Annotated in this window: 18 protein-coding genes; 8 read left to right on the forward strand and 10 right to left on the reverse strand. The window is 67.4% G+C overall.

Going from position 1 to position 18,805, the window contains the following annotated elements; translation table 11 throughout:
* Nucleotides 1–411 (forward strand): nitroreductase family deazaflavin-dependent oxidoreductase, encoded by a 411-nt coding sequence (locus ACZYW1_RS00470; RefSeq protein WP_463782358.1) that lies wholly within the window; start codon nt 1–3, stop codon nt 409–411.
* A 33-nt stretch (nt 412–444) separates the two neighbouring features.
* Here ACZYW1_RS00470 and ACZYW1_RS00475 read toward each other — a convergent pair whose 3' ends face one another.
* From ACZYW1_RS00475 to nadA, 4 genes are all read right to left on the reverse strand, one after another.
* Nucleotides 445–1,473: an alcohol dehydrogenase catalytic domain-containing protein gene (locus ACZYW1_RS00475; protein WP_463782360.1), complete on the reverse strand. Its 1,029-nt coding sequence runs from the start codon at nt 1,471–1,473 to the stop codon at nt 445–447.
* Nucleotides 1,474–2,328 (reverse strand): carboxylating nicotinate-nucleotide diphosphorylase, encoded by an 855-nt coding sequence (nadC, locus tag ACZYW1_RS00480; protein WP_463782362.1) that lies wholly within the window; start codon nt 2,326–2,328, stop codon nt 1,474–1,476.
* 63 nt (nt 2,329–2,391) lie between these two features.
* Nucleotides 2,392–3,978 carry an L-aspartate oxidase gene (locus ACZYW1_RS00485; protein WP_463782363.1) on the reverse strand — a complete coding sequence of 529 codons (1,587 nt, stop codon included), beginning with the start codon at nt 3,976–3,978 and terminating at the stop codon, nt 2,392–2,394.
* On the reverse strand, nt 3,975–4,997 hold the full coding sequence (nadA, locus tag ACZYW1_RS00490; protein WP_463787615.1) for a quinolinate synthase NadA: 1,023 nt from the start codon (nt 4,995–4,997) through the stop codon (nt 3,975–3,977). The genes ACZYW1_RS00485 and nadA overlap by 4 nt, the downstream gene beginning before the upstream one ends.
* A 101-nt stretch (nt 4,998–5,098) precedes the next feature.
* On the opposite strand from nadA, the gene ACZYW1_RS00495 reads away from it, so the two are divergent.
* Both ACZYW1_RS00495 and ACZYW1_RS00500 read left to right on the forward strand, forming a co-directional pair.
* Entirely contained in the window at nt 5,099–5,809 is a 711-nt protein-coding gene (locus ACZYW1_RS00495) for an NUDIX hydrolase (RefSeq protein WP_463782364.1), read from the forward strand.
* 59 nt (nt 5,810–5,868) lie between these two features.
* Complete coding sequence (locus ACZYW1_RS00500) at nt 5,869–7,215, forward strand: lipase family protein (protein WP_463782366.1); 1,347 nt, start codon at nt 5,869–5,871, stop codon at nt 7,213–7,215.
* On the opposite strand, the gene ACZYW1_RS00505 is transcribed toward ACZYW1_RS00500, so the two are convergent.
* Genes ACZYW1_RS00505 through bioB form a run of 3 tightly spaced genes read right to left on the reverse strand, consistent with a single transcriptional unit; the run spans nt 7,210 to nt 9,110 of the window.
* On the reverse strand, nt 7,210–7,887 hold the full coding sequence (locus ACZYW1_RS00505; RefSeq protein WP_463782368.1) for a DUF2567 domain-containing protein: 678 nt from the start codon (nt 7,885–7,887) through the stop codon (nt 7,210–7,212). The two genes, ACZYW1_RS00500 and ACZYW1_RS00505, sit on opposite strands and share 6 nt — an antisense overlap.
* Nucleotides 7,836–8,069, reverse strand: a complete 234-nt coding sequence (gene bsaP / locus ACZYW1_RS00510) for a biotin synthase auxiliary protein BsaP (RefSeq protein WP_463787617.1) — start codon at nt 8,067–8,069, stop codon at nt 7,836–7,838. Before bsaP ends, ACZYW1_RS00505 begins: the two co-directional genes overlap by 52 nt.
* A 6-nt stretch (nt 8,070–8,075) precedes the next feature.
* Nucleotides 8,076–9,110 carry a biotin synthase BioB gene (bioB, locus tag ACZYW1_RS00515; protein ID WP_463782370.1) on the reverse strand — a complete coding sequence of 345 codons (1,035 nt, stop codon included), beginning with the start codon at nt 9,108–9,110 and terminating at the stop codon, nt 8,076–8,078.
* 197 nt (nt 9,111–9,307) lie between these two features.
* On the opposite strand from bioB, the gene ACZYW1_RS00520 reads away from it, so the two are divergent.
* From ACZYW1_RS00520 to ACZYW1_RS00535, 4 genes are all read left to right on the forward strand, one after another.
* On the forward strand, nt 9,308–9,487 hold the full coding sequence (locus tag ACZYW1_RS00520) for a hypothetical protein (RefSeq protein ID WP_463782371.1): 180 nt from the start codon (nt 9,308–9,310) through the stop codon (nt 9,485–9,487).
* A 125-nt stretch (nt 9,488–9,612) separates the two neighbouring features.
* Entirely contained in the window at nt 9,613–11,463 is a 1,851-nt protein-coding gene (locus tag ACZYW1_RS00525; RefSeq protein WP_463782373.1) for a hypothetical protein, read from the forward strand.
* Nucleotides 11,464–11,468: 5 nt separating this feature from the next.
* The gene (locus ACZYW1_RS00530; protein WP_463787618.1) at nt 11,469–11,834 is read left to right on the forward strand and encodes a hypothetical protein; all 366 of its coding nucleotides are present in this window, start codon (nt 11,469–11,471) and stop codon (nt 11,832–11,834) included.
* Complete coding sequence (locus tag ACZYW1_RS00535) at nt 11,831–13,177, forward strand: hypothetical protein (RefSeq protein WP_463782375.1); 1,347 nt, start codon at nt 11,831–11,833, stop codon at nt 13,175–13,177. The genes ACZYW1_RS00530 and ACZYW1_RS00535 overlap by 4 nt, the downstream gene beginning before the upstream one ends.
* A gap of 3 nt (nt 13,178–13,180) precedes the next feature.
* Here the strand turns inward: ACZYW1_RS00535 and alsS are convergent, their stop codons facing one another.
* Genes alsS through fdhD form a run of 3 tightly spaced genes read right to left on the reverse strand, consistent with a single transcriptional unit; the run spans nt 13,181 to nt 16,440 of the window.
* A complete protein-coding gene (gene alsS / locus ACZYW1_RS00540; protein WP_463782377.1) occupies nt 13,181–14,890 on the reverse strand; it encodes an acetolactate synthase AlsS in 1,710 nt (569 codons plus the stop codon).
* A complete protein-coding gene (gene budA, locus ACZYW1_RS00545) occupies nt 14,856–15,620 on the reverse strand; it encodes an acetolactate decarboxylase (protein WP_463782379.1) in 765 nt (254 codons plus the stop codon). The genes alsS and budA overlap by 35 nt, the downstream gene beginning before the upstream one ends.
* Nucleotides 15,610–16,440: a formate dehydrogenase accessory sulfurtransferase FdhD gene (gene fdhD, locus ACZYW1_RS00550; RefSeq protein WP_463782381.1), complete on the reverse strand. Its 831-nt coding sequence runs from the start codon at nt 16,438–16,440 to the stop codon at nt 15,610–15,612. Before fdhD ends, budA begins: the two co-directional genes overlap by 11 nt.
* Nucleotides 16,441–16,505: 65 nt before the next feature.
* Here fdhD and ACZYW1_RS00555 point away from each other — a divergent pair, with 65 nt between their 5' ends.
* Nucleotides 16,506–18,791 carry an FdhF/YdeP family oxidoreductase gene (locus ACZYW1_RS00555; protein WP_463782383.1) on the forward strand — a complete coding sequence of 762 codons (2,286 nt, stop codon included), beginning with the start codon at nt 16,506–16,508 and terminating at the stop codon, nt 18,789–18,791.
* Nucleotides 18,792–18,805 lie beyond the last annotated feature (14 nt).

Genomic DNA, 18,805 nt, shown 5'->3' on the forward strand with positions numbered 1-18,805 from the left:
ATGTCCGCGAAGGACCATCCCAACAACGTCCCGGGCGTTCCGATGCTCGTCCCGCCGGCCCTCGAGCGCTTTCAGATCAAATACTTCAACCCGTTGGTCCGGCCATTCGCGCGCTACATCCCCGGCTTTTCTGTGATCAAGCATCGCGGCCGCAGCTCCGGCACGCCCTACGAGACGATCGTCACGGCCTACACCAAGGGCAACGTCGTGGCTATCGGGCTGATCCACGGAAAGACCAACTGGGTCAAGAACGTGCTGGCCGCCGGCGAGGCCGACCTGCACTTCATTCGCAAGAACGTGCACCTGGTCAACCCACGCGTGCTGCCCGCCGGCAGTGACGGCACGGGGCTGCCGTTTCTGGCCAAGCGCCAGGTCGGTCGGGTGGGTGTGTTCGTCGCCGACATCGCCTGACCGCGTCGCGCTCGACGCCGGGTCGCGACGTGATCAGGTGCGGGTGAAGACGGTCTTGCCGGCCATCGTCGGCCAGGCCGCCGGCGCGTCCTCCCACGGCACCACCCGCTCGACGATCGGCGACAGGTCGCACCCGCCGGCCAGCAGCTCCAGGATGCGCGGGATGACGGCCCGGGCACTGACCCGGCCGGTGGCGAAGCGCACACCACGCGTGTAGGCCTGCAGCATCGGCACTTCGACGCTGGGCTGGTAGTAGATCCCGGTGTCGGTGCACACGCCGTCCGGCCAGGTCGAGCGCGGCGCAGCCGAGAGCAGCTTCGGGTCGCCGGTGGTGTGCACGGTCACCGGATAGGGTTCCCACGCCTTGTCCGGCTTCGCGATGTCGTGGACGGTGGCACCGACCTTCTCCGCGGCCGCCAATCGGGCCGGGTCGGTGTCGACGTAGTCGACGTGGAAGCCGAGCGCGACGGCCAGCGCGGCGGCGTACAGCCCGATCGACAGCCTGCCGATCACCAGGATGCGACGATCGGCGGGTTCGAGGTCGGCGAGCTCGGCGGCGAACGGCCCCACCGCACGCCAGCCGTCAGGAATGTTGTCCGACAATGACGCGACGGCGATCGGGTCCACGGTTGCCGGTAGTCGAAGCAGCATCGCGTCGGCGTACGGCACCAGGACCAGGTCGGACATGAAGCCGCCGCCGTCCAGGCCGGCCAGTGCACCCAATCCGTACATCGCCATCAAGGGCACCGAGCCGCACGAACTGGTCACGCCGCGGCGGCACTCGCGGCAGGCGCCACAGCTGATCTGAAACGGAACCACTACGCGGTCGCCCACGTCGACCGTCGTGACGTCGCTTCCGACGGCGACGACCTCAGCCAGGCCTTCGTGCCCCACCGCGTAGCCGGGCGACAGCGGCGCAGCTCCGCGGGCGACCGCGACATCGAGGTCGCAGCACGTCACCTGGAGCGGTCGGACCAGCGCCTGCTGCGGCCCGGTGATCTCAGGATCGGGTACATCCCGCCAGCCGTAGCGGCCCACCTCTTCGAAGGTCAGCTGGCGCATCTAGACGTCCAAGCCGATGTCGAGGACCCGCACCGAGTGGGTCAGCGCGCCGACCGCGAGATAGTCGACTCCGGTTCCGGCGTATTCCGCCGCGGAGTCGAGCGAAAGTCCGCCCGAGGACTCGAGTTTGGTGGCGGGGGCGCGACTGTCCCGACGCTGCACTGCGATCTGGGTCTGCCAGACCGGGAAGTTGTCGAGCAACACCAGTTCGGGCTTCTCGGGCAGGATGTCGTCGAGTTGTTCCAGCGAGTCGACCTCGACTTCGCAGGGCAGGTCCGGCGCGGCCGCCCGCACGGCGCGCAACGCCGCGACCACCGAGCCCGCCGCGGCGACGTGGTTGTCCTTGATCAGCGCCGCGTCGCCGAGCCCGAGCCGGTGGTTGACGCCGCCGCCGACGCGCACCGCGTACTTCTGCAGGGTCCGAAGACCGGGCAGCGTCTTACGGGTATCCCGAATCTCGGCCTTTGTGCCGTCCACCGCGTCCACCCAGGCCGCCGTGGCGGTGGCGATCCCGGACAGGTGGCACACCAGGTTCAGCAGCGTGCGCTCCGCCGTCAACAGCCCGTGCGTCGGGCCCTCCACCGTCAGCGCCGGCGCCCCGGGTTGCAGCCGGGCGCCGTCCTCGACCCGGTCGACGATGCGGTAGCCGTCCGCGCCGAGCACTTCGTCCAGCACCAGAATGGCGATGTCCACCCCGGCGATCACGCCGGGTTCACGGGTGATCAGCGACGCGGTGGTCGTCGCGCCCTCCGGCACCGTCGCGGAGGTGGTGATGTCCGGCCCGTATCGCAGGTCCTCGTCGAGTGCGCGGGAGATGGTGGCTCGCGCCTCGAGAAGCTCACTGTCGGACAACATCGCGAGGATCCTCCTGCTCTGTGCTCGTCGCACGTCTGTCGATCGTCGCCGTCGCCCGAGCCGTCAGCAGACTGCCGCCAACTCCTCGACCTGCGCGCTGTAGTCGTCGTCGAGGCGGACCACGAAACTGCGGGCCGGCCCGGGTGCGGTCGCAGGGTATTCGGCGCGGTGGTGACAGCCCCGGCTCTCCTCGCGGGCCAGCGCGGCGGCCGCGACCGCCCGGGCGGCGACCGTGAGCGCCGCGTCTTCCAGCGCTGCGCGGTTGGCGACGGGGTGCGCGGGAATGCCGGACAAGGTGCCCGACAGCCGCTGGAGACCGGTGCCGTCGCGGACCACCGAGGCGTCGCGGCTCATTGCCCGCTGCAGCTCGCCACGGCGCAGCGCCGCGGCGCTGATCGGCTCACCCGCCGTCGCCTGGACCGGGCCCCGCAGCGCTGCGTGCCCGGCCGCGGCCCGGCCGGCCCGGCCGCCGACAACCAGGCCCTCGAGCAGGCTGTTGGACGCCAGCCGGTTGGCGCCGTGCATACCGGTACGGGCCACCTCACCGGCGGCGAAAAGCCCGGCCAGTTCGGTGCGCCCGTGCACGTCGGTCACGACGCCACCGCAGCTGTAGTGCGCGCCCGGAGCGACCGGGATGGGTTGGTGCACCGGGTCTACCCCGGCCTCGCGGCATGCGGCGGCAACAGTCGGAAAGCGGCGAGCGAAGTCATCGATGCCGCGGGCATCGAGGTAGACGCATTGGTCACCACGGGCGCGCAGGCGGGCGTCGATCGCCCCGGCGACCACGTCGCGTGGCGCCAGGTCGCCCATCGGGTGCACACCTTCGGTCACCGAATTACCTTGCCGGTCAATCAACTTCGCACCCTCGCCACGGATGGCCTCGGTGACCAGGGGCCGGCGGCCACCCTCGCGTCCGTCGAACAGCATGGTCGGATGGAATTGGATGAACTCGATGTCGCTCACCGCGACGCCGGCCCACAGTGCGAGCGCGATCCCGTCTCCGGTCGAACCGGTGGGGTTGGTGGTCGCGGTGTACATCTGCCCCAGTCCCCCGCTGGCCAGGATCACCGATGGCGCGTGCATGATGCCGATGCCCCGCCGATCTGCCACCAGCACGCCGGTCACGGCATCGGTGCCCGAGGTCGCGTCGTGCAGCAATCGCAGTGCCGCGTGGCCGGTCCTGATGTCCAGGGTGGCGGCGGCATGGTCGAGGGCTCGCTGGACCTCGGCGCCAGTGGCGTCGCCACCGGCGTGCACGATGCGGCGACGCGAGTGGCCGCCTTCCCGGCTGAGCGCCCAGCCGCCCGCGGCGGCGTGATCGAATCGGGCTCCGTCGCTGACCAATTCGGTCACCGCCCGGTAGCCGTCGGCCACGATCGAGGTCACCGCGTCGGCATCACACAGACCGGCGCCGGCGTTGAGGGTGTCCGCCACATGCGCGTCGACCGAGTCGTCGGTGTCGGGGAGCACGACGGCGATCCCGCCCTGGGCGTAATGGGTGGCGGTGGCTCCGGCCCGTCGCCCGGCCTTGCTCAGCACGACCACCCGTCGTCCGGCCCGATGTGCCGCCAGCGCCGCGGCCAGACCGGCGACGCCGGTACCGATGACGACCACGTCGGCGTGTTCCTGCCACGCCGCAGGCAGGCTCATTCGCCGCCGCCCGGCTGGCCGATCGCGATCATCCGCTGCACACTCTGCCGCGCCAGCGTCGCGGTCTGGGTGTCGACGTGGACTTCGTCGGCGCCTTCGAGCAGGCAGCGCAGCAGTGCCGCGGGGGTGATCATCTTCATGTATTTGCAGGAGGCGCGGTCGTTGACCGCGCGGAAGTCGACTTCTGGTGCCGCACGGCGTAATTGATGCAGCATGCCCACCTCGGTGGCGACAAGCACTTCGCGGGCCCGGGTCGCCCGCGCCGCGTCCAGCATTCCGCCGGTGGACAGGATCTTGACCCGATCGTCGGGGAAGGCGCCCTCGCCGGCGAGGTAGAGCGCCGACGTCGCGCAGCCGCACTCGGGATGGACGAACAATTCGGCCTCGGGGTGCCGGCGGGCCTGTTCGGTGAGCTCGTCACCGTTGATCCCGGCGTGGACATGGCACTCGCCGGCCCACACGTGGACGTTGTCGCGGCCGGTCACGCGGCGCACGTGCGCGCCGAGGAACTGGTCGGGGCAGAACAGCACCTCGCGGTCGGGGTCGATGGAGGCGACCACCTCGACCGCGTTCGACGAGGTGCAGCAGATGTCGGTGAGCGCCTTCACCGCAGCGGTGGTGTTGACGTAAGAGACGACGACCGCGCCCGGATATTCGTCCTTCCAGGCCCGCAGGTCGTCGGGGGTGATCGAGTCGGCCAGCGAGCACCCGGCGCGCTGATCCGGAATCAGCACGGTCTTGTCGGGGCTCAGGATCTTCGCGGTCTCGGCCATGAAGTGCACGCCGCAGAACACGATGGTGTCCTCGGGCGCCTCGGCGGCGACCCGCGACAGCGCCAGCGAGTCTCCGACGTGGTCAGCGACATCTTGGATGGCGGGCAGCTGATAGTTGTGCGCCAAAATAGTGGCATTTCGCAGGTCGGCCAGCCGACGAACCTCGGCCGCCCATTGCGCGTCGCCGTCAATGCCACCGAAACCGTTGGGAGAGTTGGTGATTCCCGCGGCCAGATCGTTCGCCATGTTTTCATCCAGCCTGTTTGGCAACACGTCGGTGCGATTCGCGACTGCCATAGTCGATCCTTTCGCCTCCCGGCATGGGTTTTCGACTTACAATCGAAAACATGGTCAATGGTAGCACTGCCCACGAAGTCCTGGCTGTCGTATTCCAGGTTCGCGGCGTCGGAACAGGCCCGAAGGCGCAGAAACCCGAGCTCAGCGTCTTGCTGTGGCAGCGGGCACAGAGTCCGCAGCGCGGTGCGTGGTCCCTGCCCGGTGGCGGTCTCCGACACGACGAAGACATGACGACCTCGGTCCGTCGCCAGCTGGCCGAGAAGGTCGACCTCCGCGAGGTCGCCCACCTGGAGCAGCTCGCGGTGTTCTCCGAACCCGCGCGACTCCCCGGGACCCGGACGATCGCGTCGACATTCCTGGGCCTGGTGCCCTCCCCCGCCATCCCCGAGCTGCCGTCGGACACCCGCTGGCACCCCGTCACCGCACTGCCTCCGATGGCCTTCGACCACGGCCCGATGGTCGAGCACGCCCGCACCCGCCTGGTCGCCAAGATGTCCTACACCAACATCGGATTCGCTTTGGCGCCGGATGAATTCGTCATGTCGACGTTGCGCGACATCTACGGCGCCGCGTTGGACTACCAGGTCGACACCACCAATCTGCAGCGCGTGCTCACCCGCCGGGGTGTCATCACGCCGACCGGCACCGTCGCTCAATCCGGCCGCAGCGGTGGCCGGCCGGCAGCTTTGTACAGGTTCACAGATTCCCAGTTGCGCGTTACCGACGAGTTTGCGGCGCTGCGACCTCCCGGTTTGGGGTGACGTCCGCGACTCACCGGACAGCCAGCTGGCTTCTTAAAGCCTTCTTAAGCAAGAATGCAGTGATGGACATTGGCAACCTTGCGAGCGCAGTCGAAACCGGTGCGGAATGGATCGGTCGTGCGCCCCACGAGGAACTGCAGGCCAAAGCACGTCCCACATTGCCGGTCGACGACCCGTTCTACCAGCCACCACCTGGATTCCAGCACGCCGAACCCGGCACCGTGTTGCGCTCACGCAACGTCGAGCTGGCGTTTCTCGGCCTGATCCCGCAGCGGATCATGGCCACCCAACTGCTGTACCGGTCCACCGACTTGAACGGCCAGCCGGAGGCGACGGCGACGACGGTGCTGGTGCCAACCGACGCCAGCCCCGAGCGACCCTGCCCGGTGCTGTCGTATCAGTGCGCGATCGACGCCGTGTCGTCCCGCTGCTTCCCCTCTTACGCACTGCGGCGGCGCGCCAACGCGCTGGGCTCGCTGGCCCAGCTGGAGTTCCTGCTGATCGCTGCCGCCCTGGCCGAGGGTTGGGCGATCTCGATACCCGACCACGAAGGTCGGACCGGGATGTGGGGTGCCCCGTTCGAGCCCGGCTACTTCGTTCTCGACGGCATCCGGGCCGCGTTGAACTCCGAACGGCTGGGACTGTCCGCGTCAGCGCCGGTCGCCCTGTGGGGCTATTCCGGCGGTGGGCTGGCGACGGCGTGGGCTGCTGAACTGTGCGCCGATTACGCGCCCGAGATCGACGTCGTGGGCGCGGTACTCGGGTCACCGGTCGGCGACCTGGGCCACACCTTCCGGCGACTGAACGGCACCTACCTGGCCGGTCTGCCGGCCATGGTGATCGCCGCGCTGATGCACGTCTACCCCGATCTGAACCGGGTGATCCAGGAGCACGCCAGCGAGGAAGGCCGGCTGCTGCTGCAGCGACTGGAGAGCATGACGACGGTCGGGGCGGTGCTGCGGATGATCAAGAAGGACGTCGGTGTGTACCTCGACCGCCCGCTCGAAGAGATCCTGACCATGCCGGAGGTGCAGCACGTCTTCGACAGCATTCGGCTGGGCGCCAAGGTGCCCACCCCGCCGGTGCTGATCGTGCAGGCCGTGCACGACTATCTGATCGACGTCGAGGACATCGACCGGCTGGCCGATGCGTATTCGGCCGGCGGCGCCGACGTCACCTACCACCGCGACGCCTTCAACGAGCACCTGCTGCTGCACCCACTGTCGGCGCCGATGGCGTTGCGGTGGTTGCAGGACCGCTTCGCCCGCCGGCCGCTGACCGACCACCTGATCAGGACGAAGTGGCCGACCATGTTCAACCCGACGACCTATGTCGGTATGGCGCGGCTGGCCGTCATCGCGGCCAAGGTGATCACCGGTAAGTCAGTGCATCGCCGTCCGCTATGACGTTGTCGCGGTAGCACTTTCGGTTCGCGGATACACCGTGTCGACGGTCGGGTAACCGCCGAGATCGTCGCGCGCGGTCGCCGCCGCCGGCACGGCGTACACCAGCGCCGCGGTCGCCGCGGGTAGCAGTAGCGTGCAGGCGATCTGCAGCGTCGACGGGCCGAAGAACACCGGCGGTGCTTGGGTGAAGTACCGCAGCGGGTGGTCGTGAGTCAGCGGTATCGCCGCGAAATCCACCGTGCCATAACGTAAGTGGGCGACATACACACCGACGCCGATTGCGGCGCCCGCAGCGGCGGCCATGCCCACACACAACGCGACCACCATTTCGGGTCCACGGTGGGCACGCCACTGCCAGGCCAGCACTGCGGCTACCGCCGCAACGACATTGAGCAGCCCGAGCATCAGAAACGCGGCGACGAAGAAGTGATCGGCCTCGGGGCCCAGATAGTCGTGGAGTCGCTCGTCGCTGCGGGTCAACACCACGACTCCGTTGACCGACGGGGCGAGCCACGCCCAGAGACCACCCACCAGTGCGCCCACCGGGAGCAGGCTTGCGGCGACAGTGCCAGCCGCGCGACGGCGGGAAATCCGGGGCACAACAGTCGTTTTCGCCTCAGTCACCGTCGCGCCTCCAACTCCGACGAGTCGACCAGTCCGTGCCGCGAACATTTGGCCCACCAACCGTCGGGGCGAACCTGGACCACCATCCTGCGACCGCAATCGGCGCAGTAACGTGGCGGCTCGAGACCCAGCTGGGCCGCGGTCGGAATCGCGGCGCCGTCCGCCGACGGCTTACCGGTGTAGACGTTGTAGACGCCGGCCCCCACTGGGGCCGGCAGCTCGTGGACCATCACCCGCTACAGGCTGGCATTCAGCGCCTTGATCGGCATCTGCAGGTCGTCGAGCAACTCCAGGTCGGCCTCCGCGGGACGACCCAGCGTGGTCAGGTAATTGCCGACGATCACCGCGTTGATGCCGCCCAGGATGCCTTGCTTGGCCCCCAGGTCGCCCAGGGTGATCTCGCGGCCCCCGGCGAACCGCAACATGGTGCGCGGCAGGGCCAGCCGGAACGCGGCCACCGCCTTGAGCGCCTCGCTCGCGGGCAGCACCTCCAGGTCGCCGAACGGCGTGCCGGGACGCGGGTTCAAAAAGTTCAGCGGCACCTCGTCGGGGTCGAGCTCGGCCAGGTTCGCAGCAAACTCAGCGCGCTGCTCGAGGGTCTCGCCCATCCCGAGGATGCCGCCGCAGCACACCTCCATGCCGGCCTCGCGCACCATCGACAGCGTCTCCCAGCGCTCCTCCCAGGTGTGGGTGGTGACGACGTTGGGGAAGAAGGAGCGGGCGGTCTCCAAGTTGTGGTTGTAGCGGTGCACACCCATCGCGGCGAGCCGCTCCACCTGCTCGGCGCTGAGCATGCCCAGCGAGCAGGCGATCTGGATGTCGACCGCGTCACGGATGGCCTCGATACCGGCGGCCACCTGTGCCAGCAGCCGCTCGTCCGGACCACGCACCGCGGCCACGATGCAGAACTCGGTGGCTCCGGACTTGGCGGTCTGTTTGGCCGCCTCGACCAGGCTCGGGATGTCGAGCCAGGCGCTACGCACCGGCGAGGCGAACAGGCCCGATTGCGAGCAGAAGTGACAGTCCTCCGGGCAGCCACCGGTTTTCAGGCTGATGATGCCTTCCACCTCGACCTCGGGGCCGCAGTGCGCCATCCGGACCTCGTGCGCCAGTGCCAGCAGCTCTTCGAGCCGCTCGTCGGGCAGCTGCAGCACGCCGAGCACCTGCTGCCGGCTGAGCCCCTCGCCACGCTCGAGCACCTGCCGGCGCGCTGTCGCCAGAATGTCGGTGCTGTCGGTGTCGGATGTCGAGCGAGTCGCCGCCTGAGTCACCAGCTACTCCTTAGTTCTTGGTGTTTGTCCCGCCCACGCACGCGGGATGCAGACTGTGCCCGGCTTGTTCACCGCCGGCGTGGAACCGTGCCCAGGCTAGGCTAGCGGTGTGCACCTGCACAAACGTCATGTGGTCGGCCTGGCTTGGTCCGGGTACCCGACCCCGGTAGGCAGCCGACGTTCGGGAGCGATCGAAAATGGCCAGTGCAGATGTCCACTACGAAGCTCACCACTGGCTGTTGCTGGCCGGGCCGGCGTTCTTACCGGCCGTCGTCGTGGTTGGCGTCGTGCTGTACGTCGCGATCAAGGACCGGCGCACACCGGACGACGACGAGCAGACTCTCGTCGCGGACCCCGGCGACGAAAACCACGACTGAAACACGCCGACAGCAAATAAGCCGAAGTTTGAGTGTGGGACCCACAGGTTACCTACCCTTGGGTAAGTTAAGCGCCCGTAACAGATTCGGGCGGTCGGCGCAGTGTGGGAGGTATCACGGTGGATATGACACTTCTTGCGGCTGAGCCCCCGGCGCGCGGCGCCGGCCTCAACCAGGTCATCGGACTCTCGGTCGCCGCGATGATCATCGGCGCCGGACTGCTCTACGTCGGCTGGGCGCATCGCACCCACCGGATCACCTGGCTGAACACCGCCGCCCAGCGCCTGGGCGACAAGTTCAACCGGCCGCCGTGGGTCGCGCTGACCATCTTGGTCTTCACCACATCGATCATCTGCGCGTTGTTCGGCTTCATCTGGGATGTCAGCTGGCACATCGGAAACGGCCGCGACCCGGGTCCGCTGGCCAACCCGGCGCACTACTTCATCATCATCGGGTTGTTCGGCATCTTCCTGGCCGGCGCGATCGCCGTCGTCCTGCCCTACGACAAGCCCGGCCCGGCCGCGGTACGTATCACGCGTAACTGGTACGCCCCGGTGGGCGGCTTGCTGATGGCAGCCTGCGGCATGTACGCGATGATCGGCTTCCCGCTGGACGACATCTGGCACCGCATCTTCGGTCAGGACGTAACCCTGTGGGGTCCAACCCATCTGATGATGATCGGTGGCGCCAACTTCTCCCTGTTCGCGGTGCTGATGTTGGAGTACGAGGGTGCCCGCGACCTCGAGGAGAGTCCGACCGACGGGCCACCGGTTCGTAACGACCGGCCGTTCGTCAAGATGCTGCGCTACCTCTCCGCGGGCGGCCTCCTGATCGGTATGTCGGTCTACCAGATCGAATTCGACTTCGGCGTCCCGCAGTTCCGGTTGGTGTTCCAGCCGATGCTCATCGCGGCCGCATCGGCGATCGGCTGCATCGTCGCCCGCATGACGCTGGGTAAAGGCGCCGCGATCATCGCCGCGTTGTTCGCGATCGCGCTGCGCGGTGGGGTCGCTCTGATCGTCGGACCGGTCCTGGGTGCGGCTATCAACTGGTTCCCGCTGTATCTGGGGCCGGCCCTGGTTGTCGAATTGGTCGCGCTCACACCACTGTTCACCCGGCCCATCCTGTTCGGCGCGGTGTCCGGCCTGGGTATCGGCACCGCCGGCCTGTGGCTGGAGTCGCTGTGGATCGGAAAGGTCTACCACTACCCGTGGCCCGTGGACCTCTGGCGGGAAGCGCTGCCGACGGCGGTACCGGTGGCCATCGGCGCCGGCGTCTGCGCCGCGTTGCTCGGCATGGTGCTGACCAGCCAACGTCTACCAGGACGCGCGTTCGGCATCACCGCAGTCGCGTTGACGGTCCTCATCATCGGCGGCACCGTCGCCAACGGTCTGCATATTCACGTCCCGAAGCAGGACAGCGCCACGATCAAGTTGACGGATCTGCCCAGTCCGCAGGGACAACGACTGGTGTCGGCGGACGTGCAGCTGAACCCGCCCGATCTCGCCGGCAAGCACCCGGACTGGGTCACCATTCTGGGCTGGCAGGGCAAGATGGAGAACCACCGTGGTCTGGTGATCAACCGACTGCAGGAGGTCGGACCGGGTCACTACAAGTCCACGGAACCGATTCCGGTGTGGGGTGATTGGAAGACCCTGCTGCGGGTGCACGACGGCCGTGATCTGGCCGCGGTGCCGATCTGGGCGCCGGCCGACGCCGCGATCCCGGTGCCCGAGATACCGGTGTTGAACAACGGCACCCGGAACTTCGCTTTCGAGGTGTCGATCTTGCAGCGCGAACGCGACCCGGGTGTTCCCGCGTGGCTGTTCACCGCTGGTGGAATCGTGGTGCTGTTCTTCACGCTGAGCGTGATCACCGCGCTCACCTGGGGCGCCGGACGCATCAACAATTCGGAGCACGCGCCCAACGAGCCCGGCGAGGAGGCCGTCGACCACGCGCCTCCGCGAGCGGCGTGACCGCTTTGACGCAGGTTCACAAAGCACTTGTTGCCGTTGCGTGTTCGACACTGGTGTTCGGCGTGGCGGGGTGCGGTGGCGAATCGAAACCGCCGGGCGGTACCGGCCTCACGGTCGACATCGTGATCGCGCACGGCCAGGTGACCCCGGCCAACGCGACCCTGCAGGCGCGCGTCAAGCAGCCGATCACGTTGCACGTCAACAGCGATGTCACTGACGAACTGCACGTGCACTCGGTTCCCGACCACAAGTTCGAGGTCGCGGCGGCGGCCGATCAGACGTTCCAGTTCAGCGTCGACGTACCCGGCAGCGTCGACGTCGAGCTCCATCATCTCGATCGGACCGTCGCCACCATTCATGTAAATCCGTGACCGGACCGCACCTCCTGGCACACGGCCTCGGCGGGTCGAGCGATCTGCCGGTGCCGTACGCCTTTTCGGTGATAGGCGCGGCGTGGGCGCTGACGTTCACGTTCGCTCTGGTCGCGTTCGCCTGGAAGCGTCCCCGGTTCGATCCGGACAACCCGACCCGGCCTCTGCCGGCCGTGCTGACGACGTTCGTGGACTCCGGCATCACCCGCGGCGTGGCGGCAGCCGTCACATTGCTGTTCACCGCATGGGTGCTGATGGCCGGTCTGTTCGGACCGCAGACGACGGGCAACGCACTGCTCGGGGTGTTCTATGTGCTGCTGTGGGTGGGACTGGTGGTGGTCTCATTGGTGGTCGGGCCGGTGTGGCGGGTGATCTCGCCGGTACGCACGGTATTCGTACTGCTGCAGCGCATTACACCCAAGCCACCGTGGTCCTACCCGGAGCCTTGGGGGTATCGGCCGGCGGCCGTGGGCCTGTTCGCGTTCGTGTGGCTGGAGTTGGCCAGCCCCAATCCCGCCGCCCTGCCATGGGTCAAGACGTGGCTGCTGATCTATGCCGTGGTGCTGTTGGTCGGCGGGTGGTTGTGCGGGCAGCGCTGGTTCGCCCGCGCGGATCCGTTCGCGGTGTACAGCATGGCGGTGTCTCGGCTCTCCCCTTTCCGACGTGACGCGAAAAACCGGCGGATCGGGATCGGCAACCCGTTCGATCATCTGTTGTCGCTGCCGATCAGGCCGGGGATCGTTGCGGTGCTGGCGGTGTTGCTGGGGTCGACCGCCTTCGACAGTTTCTCGTCGTCGACGACGTGGCGCAATGCCGCCGACGGCGTAGCTCGTTCGATTCACGGTGTGCCGGTGGCAGTGACGTCGTCGGTACTGCGGACCATCGGGTTGCTGGTCTTCATCGCCGTCGTGGCGACGACCTTCTCGCTGGCGGCGCGTGCCAGCGGCGGTCTGGAGCGTGATCAGCGGCGCGCCCTACCGGGCGAGTTGGCCCACTCACTGATCCCGATCGTGGTGGGCTACATCTTCGCCCATTACCTGTCGTATCTCGTCGAGCGTGGACAGCAGGCGGTCTTCGCGCTGGCCGATCCGCTCGGTAAGGACTGGAACCTGCTGGGCCTGGGCCACTTACACGTCGCCTACGTACTGTCCCAGCACCCCACCGTGCTGGCCGTGGTCAAGGTGACCTCAGTGGTGACCGGACACATCGTCGCGGTGATCGCCGCGCATGACAAGGCGCTGCGGCTGCTGCCGAAAGGTCATCAACTCACCGGCCAGCTCACCATGATGCTGGTCATGGTCGGCTACACCTTCACCGGGCTGTACCTGCTCTTCAGCGCCTGACGCTCATTCCAGGACGTCGTCGTGCAGTTCGGCGAACAGCTCGGTGTTGCGGCTGTAGTCGACGATCACATCGATGATCGTCACGCCCGGCCCGGTCAGGGAACTGGTGAGGGCCTGTTCGAAATCGGCCAGGCTGCTGACGCGAATACCCTTGGCGCCGAACGCCGCAGCGTAGTGCGTGATGTCGTAGTCACCCAGCTGCACGCCGGAGGTGCGGCCGTATTTCAGCTGTTCCTGGAACTCGACCATGTTGTAGGCGTTGTCGCGCATGATGATGTGGACCAGACTCAGACCCAGCCGGGTCGCGGTCTCCAATTCCTGCGCACTGAACAGGAATCCACCGTCGCCGGACACTGACACCACCGGCGTGCCGGGTCGCACCAGCGCGGCGGCCATTGCCCACGGCAACGCGACACCGAGCGTCTGCTGGCCGTCGGAGAACAGCAACCGGCGCGGCTGGTACACCCGGAAGTGCCGGGCCATGTAGATGTAATGCGATCCCACGTCGCAGGCCACTGTCGCGTCGTCGCCGAGGTGGTCACGCAGTGTGAGCACCAACGCGGCCGGGTTGACGCCGGCCCCGGTCTGCGAACTGCGACGGGCCTCGTCGTCGATTCTCGACAGCGCCGCGCGCTGATCCGCGACACGCTCGCGCACCTCGTCGGCGAGCCGCAGACCTCTCAGCGCCCGGGTCAGCTCGGTCAGGGTTGCAGCGATGTCACCACGCAATTCGAGCGCGGGCTGATAGTGGTTGTCGATGTCGGCCGGTAGCTCGTCGAGGTGGATCAGCGTGCGACCGGGGTCCGAATTCCACAGCCGCGGATCGTATTCGACCGGATCGAAACCGACCGTCACCAGGACGTCGGAGTGACCGATGACGACATCGCCGGGCTGGTTGCGGAACAACCCGACGCGGCCGACGAAGTGATCCTCGAGTTCACGGGAGACCACGCCGGCCGCCTGGAAGGTCTCGACGACCGGCAGTTCGGTGACGGCGAGCAACTCATGAAGCGTCGCGCACGCGGCCGGCTCCCCCGCACGGACGCCGACGAACAAGACCGGGCGCTGCGCATCCCGAATCAGGTTCGCGGCCTGCGCAATTCGTTCTGTCGGAGCGGGACCCAAGGCCGGGACCGGGGCCGGATGGACGACCCCCGCCGATGTCGGCGCGGACAGCACGTCCGCGGGCAGCACGACGGCGGCGGCGCCGTACGGCTGGGTGAGGGCACTGCGGATCGCGTTGGCAACGGTTTCGGAGACGTTGTCCGGATCGTCGACCTCGCCGGTGTATTTGGTGAACGGTCTCAGTGCCGCAACGGCATCCATCGATTGGTGGGTGCGCTTGAGCCGGTCCGGGCGCTGGACGGCACCGCAGATCGCGACCATCGGGTCCTGCTCGGTGTTGGCCGTGATGAGACCGGTAGCCAGATTGGTGGTGCCCGGGCCCGACGTCACCAGAGCGACGCCCGGTATCCCGGTGAGCCGGCCGACTGCAGCGGCCATGAACGCCGCGTTCTGTTCGTGACGGCAGACGATCAACTCCGGTCCGCCGTCGAGCAACGCGTCGTAGACGGCATCGATCTTGGCGCCCGGTACGCCGAAGATGTACCGGATGCCGTAGGCGGTGAGCGTCTCGACCACCCGCCGGGCCGATCGCACTTCGTCGTTGCTCAGTTCACTACCCCTCGGTTCGGCGTATCTGGTCGTCGGCATCGGGCCGGTTCAGTTCGGCGGCAAGGAATTCCGGCGTGCTCGGCAGGCTCAAGTGCAGGTCGGACCGCACACTGATCTCCACCCGCCCGCGCGTCAGTTCGTAGTCGAGGGCGTGTCCCCCGTGCCGTCGTTCCGCGTCGATGAAATGTGAGTGGTAGCCCGCGACCGAGACACCCTGCTCGTAGTCGGGCATCCGGAATCCGGCCAGCGTTCCGCTGACCGCCCGGAAGGTCACCTCCTGCTGGTCTCGGGTGGCTTCGGCGAAAGGCGGGTAGGGCCGGTGCTGCTCGGTGACCGTGCGGGTGCGGATCACGCCGAAGTCGCCGGTGACCCGCACCGCGACAATCAGATTCGCGCTCGGTAGCGACTCGTCGATCCGCGCTTTGAGTCCGGCACGATCGACCGGATCGGCGACCTCGAACGAGTGGTCGGCGTCGAACCAGGTGACCACCGCGAAGGGCGTGCACTGATCCGGCTCGGCGGGGTGCGCGCTGCCGTCGCCGCGCAACTGATAGCAGACCCCGTCGTGCACCAGCATCTCGCCGTCCAGGCCGTTGAAGGTGCCCAGCCCGAAGTCGCCGTGCCGCAACAGCTCTCGGATGGTCACGGCACCGTCGTAGACGCCGTCGAGCAGGGCGCCCATCGTCGAGGTCTGGTACACCTCGCTGCCGTGCCGATGGGTGATCAGCGCTTGCAACCAGTCCCGCAGGCGACCCGAATCAGATGCCATCGATGACCCGGTCCGGTCGCGAGTAGATATTCATCGAGTCGCCGCGCAGGAACGCGACCAACGTCAGGCCCGATTCGCAGGCCAGGTCGACCGCCAGCGAGGACGGCGCCGACACGGCGGCCAGCATCGGGATACCCGCCATCACCGCTTTCTGGGTCAGCTCGAAGGAAGCCCGCCCACTCACCAGCAACACCGCGGTCTCCAGCGGTATCCGATCGTTCTCCAACGCCCAGCCGATCACCTTGTCGACCGCGTTGTGCCGGCCGATGTCTTCGCGCGCCACCAGCAATGTGCCATCGGCGTCGAACAGCGCTGCGCCGTGCAGACCTCCGGTGGTGGCGAACACCTTCTGTGCGGCTCGCAACCGATCGGGCATGGACGTCAAGGTGGCCACCGTGACGCGCAGGACGTGATCGCCGACCGGGTAGCGGCTGCTGAGTCGCACCGCATCTAGTGATGCTTTGCCGCACACACCGCACGACGAGGTGGTGTAGAAGTTTCGGGTGACGTCGGTGCCGGGTGCGGGCACCGTGGATTCCAGCGTGATGTCGAGGACGTTGTAGGTGTTCAGTCCGTCGGGGCCGGCTCCGCTGCAGTAACGAATCGCCGCGACGTCGGCTCGGCGCGCAATGACACCTTCGGTGAGCAGAAATCCTTGTGCCAACTCGAAATCCGACCCCGGTGTCCGCATCGTCACCGTGATCGGGCTGCCGTCGACCCGGATCTCGAGCGGCTCCTCCACAACGAGGGTTTCCGGTCGCCGTACGGTGGTCTCGGCGCTCACGTGCCGGACTGGCCGACGTGCGGTAACCCGACCCATCCTTCGAGCGTATCCAACGACAGGCCCGGCGTTATGCTGAGCGTCTACCCGAGCAGACGGATCCGATGAGCACAGACCACTCGAGTGACGAGAATCTGAAAGTCACCCCCCCGAAGCAATGGGCAACCGGCGTTCCCGGCGTCCTGCACGCTGTGCAGTTCTCGCTGGAGGAGACTTCGCCGCGCCGCGCCGCGATCAATCTGCTGGCCATCAACCAGACGAACGGCACCGACTGTCCGGGATGTGCGTGGCCCGAGCCCGACGCCGGGCACCGGCACATCAACGAGTACTGCGAAAACGGCGCCAAGCACATCAACGACGAAGCCACCACCAAGCGGATCACGCGGGAGTTCTTCGCCGAGCACTCCATCCCGCGACTGCTCGCCGAATCCGACATGTGGCTCAACCAGCAGGGCCGTCTGACCGAACCGATGATCAAGCGACCGGGCGCGGAGTACTACGAGCCGATCAGTTGGGACGACGCGTTCGAGGTGCTCTCGACGCACCTGCGCGAGCTCGACTCCCCCGACGAGGCGCTGTTCTACACCTCGGGGCGGGTCAGCAACGAGGCGGCGTTCCTGCTGCAGTTGTTCGCGCGGGTCCTGGGTACCAACAACCTTCCCGACTGCAGCAACATGTGTCACGAATCCAGCGGCTCGGCACTGCAGGAGACGCTCGGGATCGGTAAGGGCAGCGTCAGCCTCGACGACATCCATGAAGCCGACCTGGTCTTCGCCGTCGGCATCAACCCCGGCACCAACATGCCTCGGATGCTCTCGGCACTGGAGGAGACCAAGCGCAACGGCGGGCAGGTCATCGCGGTCAACCCGCTGCCGGAGGCCGGTCTGATCCGGTTCAAGAATCCGCAGAAGGTGCGCGGAATCATCGGCCGCGGAACGACGATCGCCGACCAGTTCCTGCACATCAAGCCCAACGGCGACCTCGCACTGTTCCAGGCCCTGAACGCGCTGCTGTTGCAGGCTGAGGCCGCGGCGCCGGGGACAGTGCTTGATCACGATTTCATCGACGCCCACACCACCGGGTTCGCCGCGTTTGCCGACCATCTGGCGGAGATCTCGTGGCCGGAGGTCGAGGCGACGACGGGGCTGGCCCGCGACGAGATCGAGCGGGTCGTCGAGCGGGTGCTGGCCAGCAAGAAGGTGATCGTCTGCTGGGCGATGGGAATCACCCAGCAGAAATACGGGGTCGCTACGATCCGCGAGATCGTCAATTTCCTCATGCTGCGCGGGAACCTCGGCCGCCCGGGAGCCGGTGTCTGCCCGGTACGCGGACACAGCAACGTCCAGGGTGACCGCACGATGGGGATCTGGGAGCGGATGCCCCAGTCGTTTCTGGACGCGCTGGAGCGCGAATTCGGGTTCACCCCTCCCTCCCGGCACGGACTGGACGCGGTCAACGCCATTCGGGCGATGCGGGACGGTCAGGCCAAGGTCTTCGTCGGCTTCGCCGGCAACTTCGTGCGCGCCACTCCTGACAGCGAGTTGACCGAACAGGCCATGCGGGCCTGCAGGCTGACCGCGCACGTCTCGACGAAACTCAACCGCTCGCACGCGGTCTGCGGTGACACGGCGCTGATCCTGCCGACCCTGGGCCGCACCGACCGCGATCTGCAGGCCACCGGCGAACAGTTCGTCACGGTGGAGGACTCGATGAGCATCGTCCACCAATCGCACGGCCGGCTCAGCCCGCCGTCGGAGCACCTGCTGAGTGAGGTGGCGATCATCTGCCGACTCGGCCGGCGCACCGTCGGTGACCGGCCCGGGTTCCATTGGGATGACTTCGAGCGTGACTACGACACGATCCGCGACCGAATCTCACGGGTAGTGAACGACTTTGACGATTTCAATGCCCGGGTTCGCAAACCCGGGGGCTTCCGGCTGCCCAACCCGGTCAACGAGCACCGCTTCCCGACGCCATCGGGCAAGGCGGTGTTCACCTGCAACACGTTCGATCGGGTCCGGCCGCCCGGCGGTCATCTCATCCTGCAGACGATGCGCTCTCACGATCAGTGGAACACCGTGCCGTACGCACTCGACGATCGCTACCGGGGCATCCACAACGGACGCCGGGTCGTGCTGATCAACCCCGCGGACATCGACCAGTTGGGCCTGTCGGATCGCCAGCTCGTCGACATGATCAGCACCTGGGACGACGGTATCGAGCGGCGTGCCAAAGGTTTTCGCGTAGTGGCGTATCCAGCCGCCCGCGGCTCGGCGGCGTCCTATTACCCCGAAACCAACGTGCTGGTACCGTTGGACAGCGTCGCGGAAATCAGCAACACCCCGACGTCCAAGGGCGTCTTCGTCCGGTTCGAGCCCGCAGCCGGCTAGCGCAACGCCATTCA

The sequence above is a fragment of the Mycobacterium sp. IDUB_36 genome (genome assembly GCF_055419225.1).

Excerpts from the sequence above, each read along its gene's own strand:
- ACZYW1_RS00520 (WP_463782371.1), top strand. The coding sequence starts at position 9,308 with ATGGCCAGTGCAGATGTCCACTACGAAGCTCACCACTGGCTGTTGCTG.
- ACZYW1_RS00485 (WP_463782363.1), bottom strand. The coding sequence starts at position 3,978 with ATGAGCCTGCCTGCGGCGTGGCAGGAACACGCCGACGTGGTCGTCATC.
- alsS (WP_463782377.1), bottom strand. The coding sequence starts at position 14,890 with ATGCCGACGACCAGATACGCCGAACCGAGGGGTAGTGAACTGAGCAAC.
- budA (WP_463782379.1), bottom strand. The coding sequence starts at position 15,620 with ATGGCATCTGATTCGGGTCGCCTGCGGGACTGGTTGCAAGCGCTGATC.
- ACZYW1_RS00470 (WP_463782358.1), top strand. The coding sequence starts at position 1 with ATGTCCGCGAAGGACCATCCCAACAACGTCCCGGGCGTTCCGATGCTC.
- bsaP (WP_463787617.1), bottom strand. The coding sequence starts at position 8,069 with ATGGTCCACGAGCTGCCGGCCCCAGTGGGGGCCGGCGTCTACAACGTC.
- fdhD (WP_463782381.1), bottom strand. The coding sequence starts at position 16,440 with ATGGGTCGGGTTACCGCACGTCGGCCAGTCCGGCACGTGAGCGCCGAG.
- ACZYW1_RS00525 (WP_463782373.1), top strand. The coding sequence starts at position 9,613 with ATGACACTTCTTGCGGCTGAGCCCCCGGCGCGCGGCGCCGGCCTCAAC.
- nadA (WP_463787615.1), bottom strand. The coding sequence starts at position 4,997 with ATGGCGAACGATCTGGCCGCGGGAATCACCAACTCTCCCAACGGTTTC.
- ACZYW1_RS00495 (WP_463782364.1), top strand. The coding sequence starts at position 5,099 with ATGGTCAATGGTAGCACTGCCCACGAAGTCCTGGCTGTCGTATTCCAG.
- ACZYW1_RS00475 (WP_463782360.1), bottom strand. The coding sequence starts at position 1,473 with ATGCGCCAGCTGACCTTCGAAGAGGTGGGCCGCTACGGCTGGCGGGAT.
- ACZYW1_RS00505 (WP_463782368.1), bottom strand. The coding sequence starts at position 7,887 with ATGTTCGCGGCACGGACTGGTCGACTCGTCGGAGTTGGAGGCGCGACG.
- ACZYW1_RS00555 (WP_463782383.1), top strand. The coding sequence starts at position 16,506 with ATGAGCACAGACCACTCGAGTGACGAGAATCTGAAAGTCACCCCCCCG.
- nadC (WP_463782362.1), bottom strand. The coding sequence starts at position 2,328 with ATGTTGTCCGACAGTGAGCTTCTCGAGGCGCGAGCCACCATCTCCCGC.